Raw genomic sequence first — 20,704 nt, 5'->3', positions numbered from 1 at the left:
CGGTCGGCGTCACTCCGCGAAGAGGCCGCGCGCCGCCGCGCGGGCGTCGAACTCCTCCAGCCGCGCCTGGGCCTCCGGCAGTTCGTCGCACATCGCCTCCAGCAGCACTCTGCCCAGCAGCATCGGCGCGCACACCGTGTCGAAGGAGAGCCCGGTGCCGACCGCAGCGGGCAGCAGCAGATCGCTCTCCCCGGCGACCGGGGCGAAGGCCGAGTCCGCGACCGTCACCACGGTCAGCCCGGCCGAACGGGCGTACGCCAGGGCTTCCACGACCTCCCGGGGGTGCCGGGGCAGGGCGAAGCAGAGCAGCGCGGTCGCGCCCGCGCGCCGGGCGGCGTCGATCCGGTCCGCGAGCAGGGTGCCGCCCTCGTCGAGGAGGCGTACGTCCGGATGGACCTTGGCCGCGAAGTAGGCGAAGCCCCGGGCCTGGGCGGCGGCGGCGCGCAGCCCGAGGACGGGCAGCGGGCGGGAGGCGGCGAGCACCCGGCCCGCGCGCTCGACCGGTGCGGGGTCGGCGAGCAGTTCGGCGAGCCTGCGCAGATTCTCGATCTCGGCGTGGACCGCCTGCTGGTACTCGTTGGGGACGTTCCCGTCTGCCGTGCTCGCGGGCGGCGCGAGCTCCCGGAGGCGGCGGCGGAGCGCGGGATAGCCGTCGAAGCCGAGCGCCACGGCGAAACGGGTGACGGAGGGCTGGCTGACCCCGGCGACCTCGGCGAGTTCCACGCTGGAGAGAAAGGGCGCCTCGTCGGCGCGGCGGACCATGCTGTGGGCGATCCGCCGCTGGGTGGGGGTGAGCCGGTGGCCCTCGAAGAGCTGTTGCAGTCGCTGGGCAGGGCTGTCGCTCATGCCGTCCCCTTCTCCGGATCCCTCATACCGTCCCCTTTTCCGGATCGCTCATGCCATCCCGCTCGTGCCATCCCGCTCATGCGGTTCCGCTCATGCGGTTCCGCTCATGCGGTTCCGCTCATGGGCCCGGTCACTGTGTCCCGGTCCCAGGAGCGTGGACGGCGCCTGTCTCCATGGGGCCTTTCCCGGCGCCCCTCCCGGTGTCACCGGCTCGGTGCACCGGTGACGCGGCGCTGCCGCCGTCACATCATCGGTCAGCGGGCGGCCGGCGGGCGCATCGCCCGGTGCGGATTCCATCGGCTCGCGGGGGCGGCCCGGAGGCGGCCCACCGGACGGGGCGCGGAACAGAGGCGCGGAACAGAGGGACGGAACAGGGGGGCTGACCCCACTGACGCGCACCGTGCGCCCCCGTAGGGTGACCGGTTATGGAAGCGCATGACCAAGAGCTCGCGAAGGAGCTCCACGCCACCCTGCACGCCCGCCGTGAGCTGGGCGAGGAGTACGACTCGGCGCTCGTCGAGTCCTTTCTGAGCAGGATCGAGGAGCGCCTCGACGGCACCCTCGACCGCCGGGAGCGCCGGCTGCTCGCCGAGCGGCAGATGACGGCCGCCCGGGGGACCCGTCCCGCGCAGCAGCAGCCCGGCGACCCGAATTTCGGCGAGCGCTTCGGCTTCGGCATCATCTCGCTGATTCTCGCGGTGCCGCTCACCGCGATCGGCGTGGTCAACGCCGATCTCCAAGGGCTGATCGTCACCTGGACCGGAATCGTGGCGGTGAACGCGGTGCACGCGTCGGGAGCGCTGTCCCGGCTCTGGAGCAGGCGCGGGCGCGGGTCGTCCTCCGACTGGGAGGAGTGACCCGGAAGGCAGTACTGAGGGGGGCGTCGCCGGCTGACGCGGGGACCGCCGCACCCCTGGCCGCCGGCCGGGGGCGGGACGACGGCGGTCCCCGCGTGGAACACGGTTCCGGCGCGAGGCCGGTCACGTGTCCATGACGTCCACAGGTCCGGGAGCCGCTCCGGATCTCCAGGACGCCGCCGTGGGGCCGGCCGGGGTGTCTGTCCGGCCCCCGCCGGCACTGACCACTGTGCAGGACGAGTGTTAAGCCGGTGCTGCGGGCGTGTGAACAGCCCGCAGCACCGCCGCGCGAACAGCGTCCCCGGTGTTACTTCGAACTGTTGGCGAGGAACGCCAGCAGGTCCTGGCGGCTCACCACCCCGGACGGCTTGCCCTCCACCAGTACGATCGCGGCGTCCGCCGAGCCCAGCACGGTCATCAGATCGGCGACCGGCTCGCCCGAGCCGACCTGCGGCAGCGGCTCGCTCATGTGCTTCTCCAGCGGGTCGCTCAGCGACGCGCTGCGCGTGTAGAGCGCGCCCAGCAGCTCCCGCTCGACGACCGAGCCGATGACCTCGGCGGCCATCACATCGGGATGCCCGGCCCCCGGCTTCACGATGGGCATCTGGGAGACGCCGTACTCCCGCAGCACCTCGATCGCCTCGCCGACCGTCTCCTCCGGGTGCATATGCACCAGGGTGGGGATGCCGCCGCCCTCCTTGTGGCGCAGCACATCGGCGACGCGCGCGGACGGACCGGAGTCCTCCAGGAAGCCGTAGTCCGCCATCCACTCATCGTTGAAGATCTTGGAGAGGTAGCCGCGACCGCTGTCCGGGAGCAGCACGACCACCACGTCGTCCGGTCCGAGGTGCTCGGCGACCCGCAGCGCGGCCACCACGGCCATCCCGCAGGAGCCGCCGACGAGCAGGCCCTCCTCCTTGGCCAGCCGGCGGGTCATCTGGAAGGAGTCCTTGTCGGAGACCGCGACGATTTCGTCCGTCACGGTCTGGTCGTACGCGGTGGGCCAGAAGTCCTCGCCGACGCCCTCGACCAGATACGGCCGGCCCGAGCCGCCGCTGTAGACCGAGCCCTCGGGGTCCGCGCCGATCACCTTCACCGCGCCGTCGCTGGCCTCCTTGAGGTAGCGCCCGGTCCCGGAGATGGTGCCGCCGGTGCCGACGCCCGCGACGAAGTGGGTGATCTTCCCCTCGGTCTGCTCCCAGAGCTCGGGACCGGTGGTCTCGTAGTGGGAGCGGGGGTTGTCAGGGTTGGAGTACTGGTCCGGCTTCCAGGCCCCGGGGGTCTCACGGACCAGCCGGTCGGAGACGTTGTAGTACGAGTCGGGGTGCTCGGGGTCCACGGCCGTGGGGCAGACGACGACCTCGGCGCCATAGGCCCGGAGGACATTGATCTTGTCGGTGGAAACCTTGTCCGGGCAGACGAAGACGCACTTGTAGCCCTTCTGCTGGGCCACGATCGCGAGGCCGACGCCCGTGTTGCCGCTGGTCGGCTCCACGATCGTGCCGCCCGGCTGGAGCGCTCCGCTCTCCTCGGCGGCCTCGATCATGCGCAGGGCGATGCGGTCCTTCACCGATCCGCCTGGATTGAAGTACTCGACCTTGGCCAGAACCGTCGCCTGAATGCCGGCGGTGACGCTGTTGAGCTTCACCAGGGGGGTGTTGCCGACCAGACTGATCATCGAGTCATGAATGCGCACAGTGTTTCTCCGGGGTCTCCGTAGTCAATGCGGCCAGAGTATGCGGACCGGCGCGGGATTGGGCGACGACCGCTACGGGGCAGTTAGCTCATGACTGGGGCACTCCGGTCAACGGGGCGACCGGCGAAAGGGCCGACCTGGCGGGACCGGCACGGGTCGGCGGCCGGCGAGGAGAGGAGGTCCGTACGGTGTCGAGAGCGAGAGTGGCACGGCGCATCGCGGCGGGCGCGGCCTACGGCGGCGGGGGCATCGGCCTGCTCGGAGCAGCCGCTGTGGGGGTGGTGCTCGCGGAGGTCCAGCTGGCGAAGCGCTCGGTGGGCGGGGGCGTCGCCCCGGTGCCGCCCCGGGGCGACGGTCTGTACGGGCTGGCCTTCGGGCACGCCGATCCGGTGCTGCTGGGGATGCTGGGGGACTCGACGGCCGCGGGCCAGGGGGTGCGGCGGGCGGGGCAGACGCCGGGCGCGCTGCTGGCGTCGGGGCTGGCGGCGGTGGCCGAGCGGCCGGTGGAGGTCTGCAATGTGGCGCTGCCGGGGGCGCAGTCCGACGATCTGGAGCGGCAGGTGTCGCTGCTGCTCGCGGACGCGTCCAGGATGCCGGACATCTGCGTGATCATGATCGGTGCCAACGATGTCACCCATCGGATGCCGCCGACGCAGTCGGTGCGCCATCTGTCGTCGGCGGTGCGCAGGCTGCGCATGGCGGGGGCCGAGGTGGTGGTGGGCACCTGCCCGGATCTGGGCACGATCGAGCCGGTGTACCAGCCGCTGAGATGGCTGGCGCGGAGGGTGTCGCGGCAGCTGGCGGCGGCGCAGACGATCGTGGCGGTGGAGGCGGGCGGGCGGACGGTGTCGCTGGGGGATCTGCTGGGGCCGGAGTTCGCGGCCAACCCCCGGGAGATGTTCGGGGCGGACAACTACCACCCGTCCGCGGAGGGGTACGCCACGGCGGCGATGGCGATGCTGCCGACGGTCTGCGCGGCGCTGGCGGTGTGGCCGGAGTCGGACCGGCCGGAGGCGGCCCGGGACGAGGGCGTACTGCCGGTGGCGCAGGCCGCCGCGACGGCGGCGAAGGAGGCGGGCACGGAGGTGACGGGGGCGCGGGCGCCCTGGGCGCTGCTGAAGCACCGGCGGCGCCGGCGGCTGCCGGACTCGGACTCCGCGGCTCCGCAGAACGCCGCCGAGGCCGCGCCACCGGGCTTCTCGGAGCCGACCCACCCGTAGCGGTGCGCTGTATCCGGCCATCTCTGCCGTCGCGGCCGTCTCCACCGCCTCCGCCGCATCGGGCTCCCCCGCGCCGGGAGCGACCGTGCCGGAAGCGGCCACGGGGAAAGCGGCCACGGGGAAAGTGAGCGCTCGCTTAGAATTGAGGTCCGCGTCACACCCGCCACCCCGTGACCCTGTCGCTACCTCCAGGTAACTTCCACCGAGTCAGCCCTCTCCCCTCATGGAGCCGTGATGCCCGAAGCCGTCATCGTTTCCACTGCCCGCTCCCCCATCGGCCGGGCCTTCAAGGGCTCTCTGAAGGAGCTGCGCGCCGACGACCTGACCGCGACCATCATTCAGGCCGCCCTGGCGAAGGTGCCCGAGCTCGACCCCCGGGACATCGACGATCTGATGCTCGGCTGCGGTCTGCCCGGCGGGGAGCAGGGGCATAACCTCGCCCGGATCGTCGCCGTGCAGATGGGGATGGACCAGCTGCCCGGCTGCACCGTCACCCGTTACTGCTCGTCGTCGCTCCAGACCTCCCGGATGGCGCTGCACGCCATCAAGGCCGGCGAGGGCGATGTCTTCATCTCGGCGGGCGTCGAGATGGTCTCCCGCTTCACCAAGGGGTCGTCGGACGGCCAGCCCGACACGCAGAACCCGCTCTTCGCCGAGGCCCAGGCCCGTACCGCCAAGGTCGCGGAGGACGGCGCCGACTCCTGGCACGATCCGCGCGAGGACGGGCTGCTGCCCGACGCCTATATCGCCATGGGGCAGACCGCCGAGAACCTCGCGCGGCTCAAGGGCGTCACCCGCCGCGAGATGGACGAGTTCGGCGTACGGTCGCAGAACCTCGCCGAGGAGGCCATCCGGAAGGGGTTCTGGGAGCGGGAGATCACCCCGGTCACCACCCCGGACGGCACCGTCGTCAGCAAGGACGACGGACCCCGCGCGGGCGTGACCCTGGAGGGCGTCGAAGGGCTCAAGCCCGTCTTCCGCCCCGATGGGCTGGTGACGGCGGGCAACTGCTGTCCGCTCAACGACGGCGCCGCCGCCCTGGTGATCATGAGCGATGTCAAGGCGCGCGAGCTCGGGCTGACCCCGCTCGCCCGGATCGTCTCCACCGGCGTCTCCGCGCTCTCCCCGGAGATCATGGGATACGGCCCGGTGGCGGCGTCCCAGCAGGCGCTGTCACGGGCCGGGCTGAGCGTCGGCGACATCGATCTGGTCGAGATCAACGAGGCGTTCGCCGCTCAGGTCATCCCCTCCTACCGGGACCTCGGCATCGACCTCGACAAGGTCAACGTCAACGGCGGCGCGATCGCGGTCGGCCACCCCTACGGCATGACCGGCGCGCGCATCACCACCACCCTGATCAACAGCCTCCAGTTCCATGACAAGCAGTTCGGGCTGGAGACGATGTGCGTGGGCGGCGGCCAGGGCATGGCCATGGTGATCGAGCGGCTCGGCTGAGTCGCAGCGGAGGGTAGGGGTCGGCTGAGGAACGAAGCCGGCACCTGCCCTCAGCGAAGGCGAAGCCGAACGCGACCGACGACACCACGCGGCTCGGCTGAGTCGCAGCGGAGGGTAGGGGTCGGCTGAGTCGCAGCCGCCCAGCCGAGCCCATAGCGGGTGACACGGCCGCTGCGCCGAGTCGTGACCGAAACTCCCCCAGGATGTGACCTACCTCCTGGGGGACTCCCATTTCCCCAGGTCAAACCCATCCACTGGTAAACACCGGGCCAAAAGTCCTGTCCGTTTCATGACGTAATGCACTGCCAGGGCGAGCGCGCTCCCCGCAAGCTGAGGTAGGAAGTCGGGGGTGTCGAACAATTCCGGGAGTACGTCAGTGAGCGCCATGTCTGTTGCCCTGCTGCTGACCACCGCCGCCGCCACGGTCGTGGGCGCCGCCGCCCTGCACGCCGCCCATGGGCTCCGTAAGCAGGTCACAGCCCTGCGCACCGAGCTGGCCGCCGCGAGCGACACCGCCACCGGACTGGTCGCCGCCGTTCCGCAGGCCCGTCCCGCCCCCGCCGCCGAGATACGCGCCGCCGTCGCCGAGGCCCTCGCCGAGGAGCGTGAGCGCGAGCTCGCCGAGGCGCGGGCCTTCTGGGCCGCGCAGGAGAGCCGCGATGCCGCGGACGCGCCCGCCCTGCTGGGCGGCGACACCCCGTCGGCCGGCGGCGGTCTGGGCACGCCCGGTGAGGAGCTGCCCTTCTTCGTGCCGCGCCAGAGCGATTTCGCCGGGCTGGAGGCCATGGATCCGGACGTGGTCGAGGTGTTCGACGAGCCGGCCGGCTTCGCCGATGCCGCCGATGTCGCCGAGGACTCCCCCGAGCTCGCCGCCGCCCGCCGCAGGCACCCCTCGCACCCGGACTTCGTCCCCGTGCAGACCCCGCTGATCACCGACCATGAGCGGACGGTCGCCCGGCTGGAGGAGCTGGCCGCCGCGCGTACCGAGCTCGCCGATGTGCGCCCCGGTCCGCTGGGCACCCTCGACGTCTATGTCTTCGCCGACGGCACGACGCTGTGCATGACCCCGGGCCACCGGGAGACCGCCGAGCGGCTCGCCGAGGCCCTGCGCTCCGGTGATGTACCCGTACTGCTGGGGGGCTCCGGGATCTCGGGAGCGTACGCGCTGACGTTCGTCTGCGGTGAGGACACCGTCTACATCCTCGCGGACCGCGTCATCGCCTCGCTCTGACGACGTTCCCCGAGGGCCCGAGGGCCCGCTGGCCCTGAGCACCCGGAAGCCCGGCCTCCAGGCCGCCGTCTACAGCCCGGCCCGCTCCCTCGCCGCCCGCACCAGTTCCGCGGCCTCGTCCACTTCCGCAGCCCCCCGGGACGGGGCCGTCCTCAGTGCTTCGGCCAAATCCGCAGCGGCCACCGTCAGCTGGTCCGCGACCGCGAACACCCCGGCGTCCGGCATGATCCTCGGGGGCGTGCCGGGGCTCTCCACCCCCTGGGCACGCCGTGCCAACTCCCTGGCCAGCTCCAGTGCCTCCGCCGCCGCGCCCCGCTGGAGACGGCTCTGCGGTGCGGCCCGCAGCCGGTCGGCGAATCGTTCCACAGCGGCGGTCAGGCCGGTCGTATCAAGCACATCGCGACCCTACGCGCATCTCCGGCAGTGTTGCCAATACGCGAACGCTCAGGCACGGTGTCGGAAAGGAGCACACGCGCAACGCGTCCGGAGGCGCCGATGTCCCCAGTCTTCTCCGAAGAGACCCATCGAAATCTGCTCTCCCGAATCCCCCAATGCACCGGTCGTGAAGTCTCCGACTGGCTTCGCACCGTCGAGGATGGCCCGTCTCTCTTCCGTTTCGAGGAGAAGGTCAGCTGGCTCCGGGGCGAACACCATCTGTCGTATGGACACGCCAAGGCGATCATCCACGAGTACGACCTGAGGCGCGCGGCCCGCAAGCTGCTGTAGACCGCGGGCACGCCGAGACGCCGAAGGGCCCGTGGGCGGATCGCCCACGGGCCCTTCGTCAGCTGTTCGCCGCTACCGCTAGTCGTCCCCCTGGAGGATCGACACCAGGCGCAGCATCTCCAGGTAGATCCAGACCAGGGTGAGGGTCAGACCGAAGGCCGCGAGCCAGGACTCCTCGCGCGGAGCGCCGTAGGTGAGACCGTCCTCGACCTGCTTGAAGTCCAGGGCGAGGAAGCAGGCGCCGAGGATGACGCCGATCACACCGAAGAGGATGCCGAGGGCGCCGCTGCGGAAGCCGAGACCGTCGCCGCCGCCGAAGACGGCGAAGAGCAGGTTGACCGCCATCAGCAGGACGAAGCCGAGCGCAGCCGCCATGACGAAGCCGTAGAAGCGGCGGTTGACGCGGATCCAGCGCATTTTGTACGCGATGAGCACACCGGCGAAGACGGCCATGGTGCCGAGGACCGCCTGCGGGACCACGCCCGCGCTGATGTAGGTGCTGACCGCGCTGGAGATCACCCCGAGGAAGACGCCCTCGAAGGCCGCGTACGCCAGGATGAGCGCCGGGACCGGCTTGCTCTTGAACGCCTGGATGAGCGACAGGACCATGGCCACCAGGGCCGCGCCGATCGCGATGCCGTAGGACTTGCCGATGTTGTCGGAGTCGACGGGCAGCAGGAACCAGGAGAGCACGGCCGTGAGGACGACGGTGCCGAGCGTCATCGCGGTGCGCGAGACGACGTCGTCGATCGTCATCACATTGCTGGGTGCGGGCGCTTCGGGGCCCGCTCCGACCTGGGTGTCGGCCGGCGCGTACGGGTTGGTCGCGTACGGGTTGGCGGTGCCCTGCGCGTACGGGTTACCTGCGACGGGGCCCCCGGCCTGCGGCTGCGCGTTGAAGCCCGCATAGCCGTTGTCGCGGCTGAACCCCCGTCGCGAGAAGACCGGGTTACTGCTCCTCATCTCACTCCTCCATAGCCGCCGAGCGCGGCCTTGCGTCAAGAGTAATGCGGCAGCAAAGGAAGAACCCTAGTGCTGGGGGAGGATCTTTCCGGATCGTGACACTCCCGAAAGGCGGCGGCACGCCGGACATGGACCGGTGATCACCGGCCCGGCGGCCTCCCGCGACCGTCCGGCGGATGGAGTGCAGAGGGAGCGCGGAGGGAGTGCGGAGACCGGGTGGCGGTCCGGTGGAGAAGCGGGGCATGAAGGGGTTGCCGGGCGGTCCATGGTGCGACCATGACCCCCGACAGCAGTCAAGGATTCAACTACTCTCGGTGGGACTCACCGTCACGGCCCGTAGTGACTACGTGCCCGGAGCCGGACTCGAACCGGCACGGCCATGAAGGCCAGCGAGGTTTAAGCTCGCCGTGTCTGCATTCCACCATCCGGGCCAGGTGCGTGGCTCCGCGTAAGCACTTGAGCCTATCCGGGGAGATCAACACGCCAGTCGGCCCTTGGCCCGATCTTGTCTTATTTTATTGCCGCTTGAGGGAGCGTCAGCCCAGGTGACAGGAGATAGACGGGACCTGTCGCCGACCTGCCGAGACCGTGGTCCCACCATGTGATTGACGGAAACTCATCGCACCGGCCCCCGCGGCGCCCCCGCCGGACCTGCACCGGGTCCGCGTCAGGGCTCTACCCGGCCCGGATCAGGGCTAGCGAAGCCGCACAGGACCCACACGTAATCCCCTGGCGACCACCGCACTCAGCGTCACGGCACCCGTCGCCACCATCCGTCACTCCCACCCGGCGACCCCTCGCGGACCGCTCCGGACCGTCACCAGGGCATCTCCCCTCCCGCCCCCGTCTCTCAGGGACGCCGTCATACCAAAGGAGGATGATCGGCCCGGCCGGTCCGACCAGAGAGGGCCCCGGGAACGGGTACCCGGGCTGACGATCCGTTCATATGCGGCGGAGAGGATGGAACACGTCCCCGAAGCTTCATCGTGAACAGGAGTGCCCCCTCGTGACCACCACGCCCCTCGCACACCGCGCCACCGCCGTGGCCGCCCGCGCCACGGACCTTTCCAAGGTGTACGGAGAGGGCGAGACCCAGGTGGTCGCCCTCGACCGGGTCACCGTCGACTTCCGGCAGGCCGAGTTCACCGCGATCATGGGACCGTCCGGTTCCGGCAAGTCGACGCTGATGCACTGCGTCGCCGGGCTCGACACCTTCAGCTCCGGCTCCGCGCGCATCGGCGACACCGAGCTCGGCTCGCTGAAGGACAAGCAGCTCACCCAGCTCCGCCGGGACAAGATCGGCTTCATCTTCCAGGCGTTCAATCTGCTCCCCACGCTCACCGCGCTGGAGAACATCACGCTCCCGATGGACATCGCGGGCCGTAAGCCCGACAAGCAGTGGCTGAACACCGTCATCGAGATGATCGGCCTCTCCGGGCGGCTCTCCCACCGCCCCGCCCAGCTCTCCGGCGGCCAGCAGCAGCGCGTCGCCGTCGCCCGCGCCCTCGCCTCCCAGCCCGAGATCATCTTCGGTGACGAGCCCACCGGAAACCTGGACTCGCGCTCCGGCGCCGAGGTCCTCGGCTTCCTCCGCAACTCCGTGCGCGAGCTCGGCCAGACCGTGGTGATGGTCACCCACGACCCGGTCGCCGCCTCCTACGCCGACCGGGTGATCTTCCTGGCGGACGGACGCATCGTCAACGAGATGGCGCACCCCACCGCGGAGCGCGTCCTCGACCAGATGAAGGCATTCGACGCCAAGGGCCGGACCAGCTGACCCACGCCGCCCAGCAGAACTCCGGCTCTCACTCCAGGACTGACTGACATGTTCCGTACCGCCCTGCGCAATGTGCTCGCGCACAAAGCCAGGCTGCTGATGACCGTTCTCGCCGTGATGCTCGGCGTGGCCTTCGTCTCCGGCACCCTGGTCTTCACCGACACCCTCGGCAACGCCTTCCGCAACCAGTCGGCCAAGGGTTACGACAAGGTGGCCGTCGCCGTCGAAGGCCCCCACAGCAACATCGGCAACGCCGCCCCCATCGGCATCCCGGTCACCACTCTGGAGAAGATCCAGGACCTGGACGGGGTCGCCGAGGCCACCGGACGGGTCTCCGGGTTCGCCGGGGTCGCCGACCAGAAGGGCAAGCTGATCGGCGCGGGCTGGGCCAACCGCGGCGGAAACCACTTCCCCGGCCAGAACGGCGAGGACGAGGCGTACGACTTCGCCCGGGGCGCGGCCCCGGCGAAGAACGGCCAGGTCGCCCTCGACAAGGCCACCGCCGACAAGGGCGACTACCGCGTCGGCGACACCGTACGGGTCGCGACCACCGGACCGGTGAAGGAGTACGCCCTCTCCGGCGTCTTCACCACCGAGGACGGCGCGGTGAACGCGGGCGGCAGCCTGGTGCTGTTCGACACCGCCGAGGCGCAGCGGCTCTACGCCAAGCCCGGCGTCTTCCACGACATCAACGTCTCCGCCAAGAGCGGCTTCTCCGACGAGAAGCTCCTCGCCTCCGTCAAGCCCCTGCTCCCGAAGGACGCCGACGCCCAGACCGGTGCGGCCCTCGCCGACCAGGAGGCCAAGGACATCAAGCAGGGGATGACCAACCTCAACACGATGCTGCTCGCCTTCGCGGCCATCGCCCTCTTCGTGGGCGTCTTCCTGATCGCCAACACCTTCACCATGCTGGTCGCCCAGCGCACCAGGGAGCTGGCGCTGCTCCGCGCCGTCGGCGCCTCCCGCCGTCAGGTCAAGCGCTCGGTCGTGCTGGAAGCGCTGCTGGTCGGCGCCATCGCCTCCGTCGTCGGCTTCGTCCTCGGCCTCGGGCTCGCGGTCGGGCTGCGCAGCGCCATGAGCGCCTTCGAGGTCCAGATCCCCGCGGGACCGCTGGTCGTCTCCCCCCTCGCCGTGTTCGCCGCCCTCGCGGTCGGCATCCTGATCACCGTGCTCGCCGCCTGGCTGCCCGCCCGCCGGGCCGCGAAGATCGCCCCTGTCGCCGCGATGAGCAGTGTGCACGCGGCGGCGACCAGCAAGTCGCTGGTGGTGCGGAACTCCATCGGCGGCGTTCTCACCCTGGCCGGCGTCGTGGCCGTCTTCGCGGGCGCCGCGAGCGGCGGCGGGAACGGCCGGATGATGATCGGTGCGGGCGCGTTCCTCGCCCTGCTCGGCGTCATGGTGCTGATCCCGCTGCTCTCCCGCCCGGTGATCGCGCTGGCGCGACCGCTGCTGAACCGGCTGTTCGGGGTCGCGGGCAAGCTCGCCGGCCAGAACGCGGTCCGCAACCCGCGGCGTACCGGAGCCACCGCGTCGGCGCTGGCGATCGGGCTCACCCTGGTCACCGGGCTCACGGTGATCGGTGTGACGGTCGGCCAGGCCATCGACAAGTCGACCACCAGCAATGTGCGCGCCGACTATCTGGTGACCATGGCCAGCGGCGACGCCGTGGACAGCTCCGCGGTCACCGCGCTGGAGAAGGCGAAGGGCGCCGTCGGGGTCTCCCCGCAGCAGGCGCTGATGTTCAAGGTCGAGGGCGACTACACCTCCGCCTCCGCCGTCAGCGCCCAGGACATGGAGAAGGTCTTCAACCTGAAGACCGTCACCGGATCGCTGGACACCCTCGCCGACGGCGGGCTCGCGGTCGCGGAGAAGACCGCCGAGTCCAACGGCTGGCAGGCCGGTGACACCGTCACGGTGGCCTTCGAGAAGGACGGCCGCGCCACGGAGAAGAAGAAGCTCACCATCGGCGCCGTCTTCGAGGACAACGAGATGGTCTCGTCGTACGTCCTCGCGACGGACCTGGTCGCCCCGTACTACGAGAAGCCCGACATCCGCGAAGTCTGGGTCAAGATGGACGGCGGCGAGACCGCCGCCAACGAGCAGGCCCTGGTGGACGCCCTCGGCGACAACCCCGCCATGAACATCATGGACAAGCAGGACATCCGCAATATGTTCGGCGGACTGATCAACACCATGCTGAACATCATGTACGGCCTGCTGGGCATGGCCCTGATCATCGCGATCCTCGGGGTGGTCAACACCCTGGCGATGTCCGTCTTCGAGCGTCAGCAGGAGATCGGCATGCTGCGGGCGATCGGACTGGACCGGGCCCGGGTCAAGCGCATGATCCGCCTGGAGGCGGTGGTGATCTCGCTCTTCGGCGCGGTGATCGGCGTGGCCCTCGGCACCTTCCTGGCCTGGGCGATCGGCGAGACCCTCAGGGACAGCATCCCGAATTACGCGCTGGTCCTGCCCTACGGCCGGATCGCGATCTTCCTGCTGCTCGCCGGTCTGGTGGGCGTGCTGGCCGCCATGTGGCCGGCCCGCAGCGCCGCGCGGCTGAACATGCTGACGGCGATCAAGACCGAATAGCGGTACCGGGCGGATGCTGGAGCCTTCCGTCTGTTGTATCCGGTCCAGCCGGATACAGACGGCAGGCCCTTGGCCCCGCGGGTGAGAGTTACGGCTCTCACCCGCGGGGCCTTTTCACATCCCGGGGCCGGTCAGCTCCAGACCCGGGTGCGCAGCGGCAGCCCGGAGGCACCGCCGCGCGGGGTCTTCACGGCCAGCACCTGATTGACCCCGATCCGGCTCCGCTCGAAGGACACGGCCGATGCGGCCATGTACAGCCGCCAGACCCTGGCCCGTCCGGGCGAGGTCAGCCGGACGGCCCGCGCCCAGCCGGCCTCCAGATTGGCCACCCAGCGGCGCAGGGTGAGGGCGTAGTGCTCACGGATGGACTCCACGTCCCGGACCTCGAAGCCCGCCTGCTCCAAGGTGGAGACGGTGCTGCCGAGGGGGGAGAGCTCCCCGTCCGGGAAGACATAGCGGTCGATGAACTCGTCCACCCGGTAGGCGGCCTCGTTCTCCTCGGGGCGGCGGGCGATCTGGTGGTTGAGCAGCCGCCCGCCGGGCTTGAGCAGCCCGTGCAGCCGTCGCGCGTACTCCAGATAGCGGGTCGCTCCGACATGTTCGGCCATGCCGATGGAGGAGATGGCGTCGTAGGGACCGTCCCTGACGTCCCGGTAGTCCTGAACCCGGATCTCGATCCGGTCGGTGAGCCCGGCCTCCGCGATCCGTTTACGGGCGTAGGCGGCCTGCTCGCGGGAGAGGGTCACGCCGGTGACCCGTACGCCGTACTCGCCGGCCGCGTGCATGGCCAGGGAGCCCCAGCCGCAGCCGACGTCCAGCAGCCGCTGATCCGCGGTGAGGCCGAGTTTGCGGCAGACCAGGTCGAGTTTGGCCCGCTGGGCCTTCTCCAGGGTGACCGCGCCCCCGGGGGCGCCGGCGTCGTCCCAGTAGGCGCAGGAGTAGACCATGGACGGGCCGAGGACGATCTCGTAGAACGGATTGCCCACGTCGTAGTGGTGGCTGATGGCCTGTCGGTCGCGCCGCCTGGTGTGCAGCGGGCCGGTGCGGCGGCGGATCTCCTCGACGGGCGGGGGCGGGGGCGGCAGCGGGCCGCCCAGGGCGGCGAGGGAGCGCAGGGCCGAGCGCACGCCCGGGTCACGCGGCGAGGGCCGCTGCGCCTGCCGCTCCCATACGAAGCCGGAGAGCCGGTCCAGGGCGGTGTAGAGGTCGCCGTCGACGTCGATCTCCCCGGCGACCCAGGCACGGGCGAGCCCGAGCTCACCGGGCCGCCACAGCAGCCGCCGCAGCGCGCGCCGGTGGCGTACGACCAGCACCGGACCGTCCGGTGGTCCGGACTCCGATCCGTCCCAGGCCCGCACACGGAGCGGGAAGGGGGATCTGAGCAGTTCTTCGGCGAAGGTCGTCAACCGCGGTGCGGCATCTGACATGGCGCATACCTCCGTGGTGGTCTCGCGCGTACGGATCCGGTGTCCCGGTGTCCCGGTGTCCCGGTGTCCCGGTAACAAGTCGAGCACTGTGGGTGCTTCCCCCAGCGTCGCTCTCCCGCACGGTTTACGACACCACCCCCCTCGCACGGCGGCCATGGCACACCCGGACGGGGCCGGAAGTCCGGCGGCCCGCGCCCGGGTACGCCGAAGGGCCGCCCGCACCACGGATGGCGGACGGCCCTTCGTCGTTCACGGCCGGGTCAGGAGGCCTTCGCCCGCTCCGGAGCCGGAGCGGCTACGGCCGGGGCGGGGCTCGGCTTGGCCGCCTCGTAGAACTCCTCGCGCGGGGACTCGATCGCGCCCAGCGAGACCACCTCGCGCTTGAGGAACATCTGGAGGGTCCAGTCCGCGAAGACCCGGATCTTCCGGTTCCAGGTCGGCATGGCCATACCGTGGTAGCCACGGTGCATGTACCACGCCAGCCGCCCGCGCAGCTTGATCTTCATCTTGCCCATGACGATCATCGCGACGCCCTTGTGCATCCCGAGACCGGCGACCGCACCCTTGTTGGAGTGGCTGTACTCCTTCTGCGGGAAGCCCCGCATACCGGAGATCAGGTTGTCGCCGAGGGCCTTGGCCTGACGCAGCGCGTGCTGGGCGTTCGGCGGGCACCAGGCGTTCTCGACGCCGGCCTTGCGCGCGGCCAGATCCGGGACCTGGGCGTTGTCGCCCGCGGCCCAGATGTAGTCGGTGCCCTGCACCTGGAGCGTGGCGGCGGTGTCGACATGGCCGCGGGGGCCGAGCGGCAGGCCGTAGCGGGCCAGCGCCGGGTTCGGCTTCACACCGGCGGTCCACACGATCGTGCTGGAGTCGACCTCCAGCCCGTTCTTCAGCACGACATGGCCGTCCACACAGGAGTCCATCGACGTGGAGAGGTAGATCTCGACGCCACGGCCCTCCAGGTGCTCCTTGCCGTACTGGCCGAGCTTCGGACCGACCTCGGGAAGGATCTTGTCGGCGGCGTCGACCAGGATGAAGCGCATGTCCTCGCGCTTCACATTGGAGTAGTACTTGGCAGCGTCCCGCGCCAGGTCCTCCACCTCGCCCACGGTCTCCGCGCCCGCGAAGCCGCCGCCCACGAAGACGAAGGTCAGCGCCTTGCGGCGGACTTCCTCATCGGTGGTGGAGTCGGCCTTGTCGAGCTGTTCGAGCACATGGTTGCGCAGGCCGATGGCCTCTTCGATGCCCTTCATGCCGATGCCCTGCTCAGCGAGCCCGGGGATCGGGAAGGTCCGGGAGATCGCGCCCAGCGCGACCACCAGATAGTCGAAGGGAAGCTCGTACGCCTCGCCGACCAGCGGGGCGACGGTGGCGACCTTGCGGTCCTGGTCGATGGTGGTCACTCGGCCGGTGAGCACCTCCGCCTTCGGCAGCACGCGTCGCAGCGGGACGACGACGTGCCGGGGCGAGATGCTGCCGGCGGCTGCTTCGGGCAGGAAGGGCTGGTACGTCATGTACGAGCGCGGGTCGACGACCGTGACGGTCGCTTCGCCGTACCGCATCTTCTTCAGAATGCGGCGCGCCGCGTACAGGCCTACGTACCCACCGCCTACTACGAGGATCCTGGGACGCTCCGTGGTGCTCATGCCATCGAGTATCCACCCCCCTGGTAGGGGGTGCTCGTGAGCCCCTTCACAAGAACGGGGGTGACCCCTGCTACACTACGCGGCTTCCGTGACCAGGATCATGTCTCCGCCAAGGAACCAAACCCCCGGCCGAAACCTGGTACACCCCCCGTGAGCTGGCACTTAGGCGTTGCTTACAAGTGGACCACTCGCCCCGCTCAGCCGCCTGAAGCGATCCGAGGGCCATCCGGCCCCCGGATCGGGGGGCCGGATGGCCCTCAGGAGCGGGGCTTTCGGCCTCTCACCGCCCCCATCAGGGGCCTTTTCCTTGTGAAGAACTTCACGAACTTGTTCAGCCGGTCATCGACCAGGCGATCCCGTCAAGGATGTCGTGCTCGCTCACGACGACTTCGGAGACTCCGATCCGCTCCATGACGCCCAGCAGCACCAGGGCCCCGGAGACGATGACATCGGCCCGCCCGGGGTGCATCACCGGGATGGCCAGCCGCTCCTCATGGGTGGCCTCCGCGAGGGTGCGCACGATCTCCGCGACCCGCTCCCGGGAGATCCGCGCGTGGTGGATCCGCCCGGAGTCGTACGCGTCCAGATCCAGCGCGATCCCGGCGACGGTGGTCACCGATCCCGCCAGCCCCACCAGGGTGCGGGCGTCCCGCAGCGGGACGGTCCGCTCGGCGAGGTCGAGCGCGGCCTCCACATCGGCGCGGACGGCGGCGAGCTCGGCCGCGGTCGGCGGATCGTTGCGGACATGCCGCTCGGTCAGCCGTACACAGCCGATGTCCACCGAGCGGGCCGCCTCGACATGCTCACGCCCGACGACGAACTCGGTCGAGCCGCCGCCGATGTCCACCACCAGCCGCTCCTCATGGCCGGGCAGCTCCCGGGTGGCCCCGGTGAAGGAGAACTCGGCCTCCTGCTCACCGCTGATCACCTCGGGCTCGACGCCGAGGATGTCGAGGACGCCCGCCGTGAACTCGGCGCGGTTCTCCGCGTCCCGGGAGGCAGAAGTGGCGACGAAGCGGATCCGCTCGACACCGTGCTCCTTGATGGCGGCGGCGTACTCGCGGCAGGCCGCGAAGGTGCGCTCCAGCGCCTCGGGGGCGAGCCGGCCAGTGCGGTCGACGCCCTGGCCGAGGCGGACGATGGTCATCCGGCGGTCGAGGTCGACGAGGGTCCCGGTCACCGGGTCGGCGTCGGCCACGAGCAGCCGGATGGAGTTGGTACCGCAGTCGATGGCGGCGACCCGGGTCATGCGTGCTCCTTCTTGGCCCTGGGGTTCTTGGCCCGGAGGGGGAGAGATCAGGCTTCGGCGGGCTCGCACGGGGTGACGCAAGGACCCTTGCGCCACCACTCGGGCAGCATCGCGATGGCCTCGTCCCCGAGCGGATTCACCCCGGGGCCCGCCGCCAGCGAGTGTCCGACCAGGACATGCAGACACTTCACCCGGTCCGGCATCCCACCGGCGCTCGGGAAGCCCTGGAGCACCTCGATCTCGTCGCGGCGCGCGATGTAGTCCTCATGCGCCGCCCGGTAGGCAGCCGCCAGCTCGGGGTCCGCCGCCAGCCGCTCCGACATCTCCTTCATCACCCCGTTCGCCTCCAGGGTGCCGATCGCCGACGCGGCCTTCGGGCAGGTCAGGTAGTACAGCGTCGGGAAGGGGGTCCCGTCGGGCAGCCGGGGCGCGGTCTCGACGACATCCGGCAGACCGCACGGACAGCGGTGCGCGATCGCGCGAAGTCCGCGCGGCGGACGGCCGAGCTGCTCCTTGAACGCCGCGATGTCCGCGTCGGTCGGCTCGGTCGGTTCGGTGTGGGGAGGAGGGGTTTCCATGCCTGCCTTGGCTCTAACGGTTCTGCGGTTCTACGGGGAGGTTCCATGGTGCGGGGGGGGCGTGGTTATACGGTCCCACAGACATACGAGCGTACGACTCAGCCGCGGTCCGCGCTGTCCACGCCGTCCCACACATTCGAGTACCAGGGACGGCCCGGGCCGTCCTCGGCACGCCGCCGCTCGGCGGCCTCGGGGTCGATCATCGTGTATCCGGTCTCCCCCGGCAGCACATAGTGCAGATGCTCCCGGGCCAGCCGCCGGATGTACATATCGTCCTGGAGCCGGGCCTTCTCGTCCCGCAGGCGTTCGACCTGCCGTCCGGCCTCGGCCATCCGCTCCCGCTGCTCGGCCATCTCGCCGCGCTGGGAGACGTACTGCCGCATGGGGTACGCGATGGCGACCACCAGGGAGCAGACGATGAGCGCGAGAAAGGCCGCCCGGCCGGTGAGCCGGGAGCGGCGGGCCTGGCGACGGGTCTGGGAGCGGTAGACGCGGGCGGCGGTCTGCTCGCCGAGCAGCCGCAGCCTGGTCGCGGTGGAGAACCGGTCGCGGTCCTTCCCGGCCATGTCGTCCGCCTCCCCCGCGCCTCGCGCGGTCCCGATGCACCTGCGTCGATGCACCTACGTCTACGTCCCCGGACACGGTACGGGACCGCGGCCGGGGACGTGCGTACGACGGGCTGAGCCCCGGCGACCGGCCGACAGCCGGTCGCCGACAGCCGGTCACTGGGGGCCGGTCGCCGGGGGCCCGTGGCGGGACGGGCCCCGCGGGGTGTCAGCCCTTGAAGCGGGGGAAGGCGCTCCGGCCGGCGTACACCGCGGCGTCGTCGAGGATCTCCTCGATGCGCAGCAGCTGGTTGTACTTGGCGACGCGCTCCGAGCGGGCCGGGGCGCCGGTCTTGATCTGGCCGCAGTTGGTGGCCACGGCCAGGTCGGCGATGGTGACGTCCTCGGTCTCGCCCGAGCGGTGCGACATCATGCACTTGAAGCCGTTGCGCTGGGCCAGCTCCACGGCGTCCAGGGTCTCGGTCAGCGAGCCGATCTGGTTGACCTTGACGAGCAGGGCGTTGGCGGCGCTGTCCTCGATGCCGCGGGCCAGCCGCTCCGGGTTGGTGACGAAGAGGTCGTCGCCGACGATCTGGACCTTGGCGCCCAGCTTGTCGGTGAGAACCTTCCAGCCGGCCCAGTCGTCCTCGAAGAGCGGGTCCTCGATGGAGACCAGCGGGTAGGCCGCGACCAGTTCCTCGTAGTACTCGGTCATCTCGGCGGCGGAGCGGGACTTGCCCTCGAACTCGTAGACGCCGTCCTTGTAGAACTCGGAGGCGGCGACGTCGAGCGCGAGCGCGATGTCCTTGCCGGGGGCGTAGCCGGCTTCCTTGATCGCTTCAAGGATCAGGTCCAGCGCGGCGCGGTTGGAGTCGAGGTTGGGCGCGAAGCCGCCCTCGTCGCCGAGGCCGGTGGACAGGCCCTTCTGCTTCAGGACCTTCTTCAGGGTGTGGTAGACCTCGGTGCCCCAGCGCAGCGCCTCGGAGAAGGACTCCGCGCCGATCGGGGCGATCATGAACTCCTGGATGTCGACGTTGGAGTCCGCGTGGGATCCGCCGTTGAGGATGTTCATCATCGGAACGGGCAGCAGATGCGCGTTCGGGCCGCCCAGGTAGCGGAAGAGCGGCAGGTCGGAGGCCTCGGAGGCGGCGTGCGCCACAGCGAGGGAGACGCCGAGGATGGCGTTGGCGCCGAGCGAGGACTTGTCCGGGGTGGCGTCCAGGTCGAACATCGCCTGGTCGATCAGGCGCTGCTCGGTGGCGTCGTAGCCGACGAGCTCCGGACCGATCTGCTCGATGACGGCGAGGACGGCCTTCTCGACACCCTTGCCCTGGTAACGGTTGGGGTCACCGTCACGGAGCTCAAGGGCCTCGAAGGCACCGGTGGAGGCACCGGACGGAACAGCAGCACGACCGGTGCTGCCGTCGTCGAGGCCAACCTCGACCTCGACCGTGGGGTTGCCTCGGGAGTCCAGGATTTCCCGGGCTACGACGACGTCGATGGACGGCACGAGCATCTCCTTCTGGGATGTGACGCGTGAGGTGCAGGGTCTCATTGGCCTTGCGACAAGAGCCTAACCGGCGGGCGGGTGTCGCCCTGCGGATGCCCGCCCCCTGGGATGAAAAAGGGGGCGAACCGCGGCAGAAAGGGCAAGTGGCTGCATACCTACTCAGCGGTAATAGCTGACACCCCGGCCCGGCGCGTACGGGGGAAGCGCGCCGGGCCGGGGTGGGTCATAGGGCCCGAGGGGGCGGGGGTGGGGCCGGGGCCGGGGGGCCTGGGGTGGTTCCCGGAGTGCGGGTCGCCGTGGGCGGGGTGCTCCGGGGCTGGGGTCCGGGGGCCGCTCCGGGGCTGGGGCTGGGGCTGGGCGGTGGTGTGCTGGGGTCCGGGGGCCGC

Annotated in this window: 17 protein-coding genes and 1 tRNA gene; 7 read left to right on the top strand and 11 right to left on the bottom strand. The window is 70.6% G+C overall.

All coding sequences use genetic code 11. From position 1 onward, the window contains the following. Window positions 1-9 precede the first annotated feature (9 nt). Window positions 10-846: a MurR/RpiR family transcriptional regulator gene (locus tag FF041_RS15305; protein ID WP_153523343.1), complete on the bottom strand. Its 837-nt coding sequence runs from the start codon at window positions 844-846 to the stop codon at window positions 10-12. A 425-nt stretch (window positions 847-1,271) separates the two neighbouring features. Here FF041_RS15305 and FF041_RS15300 point away from each other — a divergent pair, with 425 nt between their 5' ends. Further along, complete coding sequence (locus tag FF041_RS15300; RefSeq protein ID WP_153483581.1) at window positions 1,272-1,703, top strand: hypothetical protein; 432 nt, start codon at window positions 1,272-1,274, stop codon at window positions 1,701-1,703. Between the two features lie 307 nt (window positions 1,704-2,010). Here the strand turns inward: FF041_RS15300 and FF041_RS15295 are convergent, their stop codons facing one another. Beyond that, window positions 2,011-3,399, bottom strand: a complete 1,389-nt coding sequence (locus FF041_RS15295; RefSeq protein ID WP_323391895.1) for a cystathionine beta-synthase — start codon at window positions 3,397-3,399, stop codon at window positions 2,011-2,013. 203 nt (window positions 3,400-3,602) lie between these two features. Here FF041_RS15295 and FF041_RS15290 point away from each other — a divergent pair, with 203 nt between their 5' ends. The 3 genes from FF041_RS15290 to FF041_RS15280 all read left to right on the top strand — a co-directional run bounded on the left by FF041_RS15290 (window position 3,603) and on the right by FF041_RS15280 (window position 7,305). Then, entirely contained in the window at window positions 3,603-4,619 is a 1,017-nt protein-coding gene (locus FF041_RS15290; protein ID WP_323391901.1) for an SGNH/GDSL hydrolase family protein, read from the top strand. A 234-nt stretch (window positions 4,620-4,853) separates the two neighbouring features. Further along, window positions 4,854-6,074 carry an acetyl-CoA C-acetyltransferase gene (locus FF041_RS15285; protein WP_153523342.1) on the top strand — a complete coding sequence of 407 codons (1,221 nt, stop codon included), beginning with the start codon at window positions 4,854-4,856 and terminating at the stop codon, window positions 6,072-6,074. A gap of 385 nt (window positions 6,075-6,459) precedes the next feature. Continuing rightward, complete coding sequence (locus tag FF041_RS15280; protein WP_153523341.1) at window positions 6,460-7,305, top strand: hypothetical protein; 846 nt, start codon at window positions 6,460-6,462, stop codon at window positions 7,303-7,305. Window positions 7,306-7,374: 69 nt separating this feature from the next. Here the strand turns inward: FF041_RS15280 and FF041_RS15275 are convergent, their stop codons facing one another. Further along, window positions 7,375-7,701, bottom strand: a complete 327-nt coding sequence (locus FF041_RS15275; protein ID WP_323391894.1) for a hypothetical protein — start codon at window positions 7,699-7,701, stop codon at window positions 7,375-7,377. 99 nt (window positions 7,702-7,800) lie between these two features. On the opposite strand from FF041_RS15275, the gene FF041_RS15270 reads away from it, so the two are divergent. Then, a complete protein-coding gene (locus FF041_RS15270; protein ID WP_153480857.1) occupies window positions 7,801-8,031 on the top strand; it encodes a DUF4287 domain-containing protein in 231 nt (76 codons plus the stop codon). Between the two features lie 78 nt (window positions 8,032-8,109). On the opposite strand, the gene FF041_RS15265 is transcribed toward FF041_RS15270, so the two are convergent. Continuing rightward, a complete protein-coding gene (locus FF041_RS15265; protein ID WP_153523340.1) occupies window positions 8,110-8,994 on the bottom strand; it encodes a Bax inhibitor-1/YccA family protein in 885 nt (294 codons plus the stop codon). A gap of 348 nt (window positions 8,995-9,342) precedes the next feature. Beyond that, window positions 9,343-9,425: transfer RNA gene (locus tag FF041_RS15260), tRNA-Leu, on the bottom strand. 575 nt (window positions 9,426-10,000) lie between these two features. Between FF041_RS15260 and FF041_RS15255 the strand changes: the two genes are divergently transcribed. Together FF041_RS15255 and FF041_RS15250 are read left to right on the top strand one after the other, a co-directional pair. Beyond that, window positions 10,001-10,771 (top strand): ABC transporter ATP-binding protein, encoded by a 771-nt coding sequence (locus FF041_RS15255; protein WP_323391893.1) that lies wholly within the window; start codon window positions 10,001-10,003, stop codon window positions 10,769-10,771. Window positions 10,772-10,819: 48 nt separating this feature from the next. Then, on the top strand, window positions 10,820-13,363 hold the full coding sequence (locus FF041_RS15250; protein ID WP_153523338.1) for an ABC transporter permease: 2,544 nt from the start codon (window positions 10,820-10,822) through the stop codon (window positions 13,361-13,363). A gap of 131 nt (window positions 13,364-13,494) precedes the next feature. Here FF041_RS15250 and FF041_RS15245 read toward each other — a convergent pair whose 3' ends face one another. The 6 genes from FF041_RS15245 to eno all read right to left on the bottom strand — a co-directional run bounded on the left by FF041_RS15245 (window position 13,495) and on the right by eno (window position 20,324). Continuing rightward, complete coding sequence (locus tag FF041_RS15245) at window positions 13,495-14,790, bottom strand: SAM-dependent methyltransferase (protein ID WP_153523337.1); 1,296 nt, start codon at window positions 14,788-14,790, stop codon at window positions 13,495-13,497. Between the two features lie 260 nt (window positions 14,791-15,050). Next, window positions 15,051-16,436, bottom strand: a complete 1,386-nt coding sequence (locus FF041_RS15240; protein ID WP_153480849.1) for an NAD(P)/FAD-dependent oxidoreductase — start codon at window positions 16,434-16,436, stop codon at window positions 15,051-15,053. Between the two features lie 331 nt (window positions 16,437-16,767). Beyond that, complete coding sequence (locus FF041_RS15235; RefSeq protein ID WP_153523336.1) at window positions 16,768-17,685, bottom strand: Ppx/GppA phosphatase family protein; 918 nt, start codon at window positions 17,683-17,685, stop codon at window positions 16,768-16,770. A 47-nt stretch (window positions 17,686-17,732) separates the two neighbouring features. Then, entirely contained in the window at window positions 17,733-18,263 is a 531-nt protein-coding gene (locus tag FF041_RS15230) for a DUF501 domain-containing protein (protein WP_153480846.1), read from the bottom strand. Window positions 18,264-18,361: 98 nt separating this feature from the next. Beyond that, window positions 18,362-18,829 carry an FtsB family cell division protein gene (locus tag FF041_RS15225; RefSeq protein ID WP_153480844.1) on the bottom strand — a complete coding sequence of 156 codons (468 nt, stop codon included), beginning with the start codon at window positions 18,827-18,829 and terminating at the stop codon, window positions 18,362-18,364. Window positions 18,830-19,037: 208 nt separating this feature from the next. Further along, window positions 19,038-20,324 (bottom strand): phosphopyruvate hydratase, encoded by a 1,287-nt coding sequence (gene eno / locus FF041_RS15220; RefSeq protein WP_153480843.1) that lies wholly within the window; start codon window positions 20,322-20,324, stop codon window positions 19,038-19,040. Window positions 20,325-20,704 lie beyond the last annotated feature (380 nt).

The sequence above is a fragment of the Streptomyces jumonjinensis genome, assembly GCF_009600885.1.
Lineage (GTDB): Bacteria > Actinomycetota > Actinomycetes > Streptomycetales > Streptomycetaceae > Streptomyces > Streptomyces jumonjinensis.
The sequence above is the reverse complement of the archived record's forward strand: the minus strand, read 5'-3'. Positions and strand labels throughout refer to the sequence as shown.

What these genes read in the sequence shown, in the direction of transcription:
- FF041_RS15265 (WP_153523340.1), bottom strand. Translation starts at nt 8,994, where the DNA reads ATGAGGAGCAGTAACCCGGTCTTCTCGCGACGGGGGTTCAGCCGCGAC.
- FF041_RS15280 (WP_153523341.1), top strand. Translation starts at nt 6,460, where the DNA reads ATGTCTGTTGCCCTGCTGCTGACCACCGCCGCCGCCACGGTCGTGGGC.
- FF041_RS15230 (WP_153480846.1), bottom strand. Translation starts at nt 18,263, where the DNA reads ATGGAAACCCCTCCTCCCCACACCGAACCGACCGAGCCGACCGACGCG.
- FF041_RS15300 (WP_153483581.1), top strand. Translation starts at nt 1,272, where the DNA reads ATGGAAGCGCATGACCAAGAGCTCGCGAAGGAGCTCCACGCCACCCTG.
- FF041_RS15250 (WP_153523338.1), top strand. Translation starts at nt 10,820, where the DNA reads ATGTTCCGTACCGCCCTGCGCAATGTGCTCGCGCACAAAGCCAGGCTG.
- FF041_RS15285 (WP_153523342.1), top strand. Translation starts at nt 4,854, where the DNA reads ATGCCCGAAGCCGTCATCGTTTCCACTGCCCGCTCCCCCATCGGCCGG.
- FF041_RS15245 (WP_153523337.1), bottom strand. Translation starts at nt 14,790, where the DNA reads ATGTCAGATGCCGCACCGCGGTTGACGACCTTCGCCGAAGAACTGCTC.
- eno (WP_153480843.1), bottom strand. Translation starts at nt 20,324, where the DNA reads ATGCTCGTGCCGTCCATCGACGTCGTCGTAGCCCGGGAAATCCTGGAC.
- FF041_RS15225 (WP_153480844.1), bottom strand. Translation starts at nt 18,829, where the DNA reads ATGGCCGGGAAGGACCGCGACCGGTTCTCCACCGCGACCAGGCTGCGG.
- FF041_RS15235 (WP_153523336.1), bottom strand. Translation starts at nt 17,685, where the DNA reads ATGACCCGGGTCGCCGCCATCGACTGCGGTACCAACTCCATCCGGCTG.
- FF041_RS15305 (WP_153523343.1), bottom strand. Translation starts at nt 846, where the DNA reads ATGAGCGACAGCCCTGCCCAGCGACTGCAACAGCTCTTCGAGGGCCAC.
- FF041_RS15240 (WP_153480849.1), bottom strand. Translation starts at nt 16,436, where the DNA reads ATGAGCACCACGGAGCGTCCCAGGATCCTCGTAGTAGGCGGTGGGTAC.
- FF041_RS15270 (WP_153480857.1), top strand. Translation starts at nt 7,801, where the DNA reads ATGTCCCCAGTCTTCTCCGAAGAGACCCATCGAAATCTGCTCTCCCGA.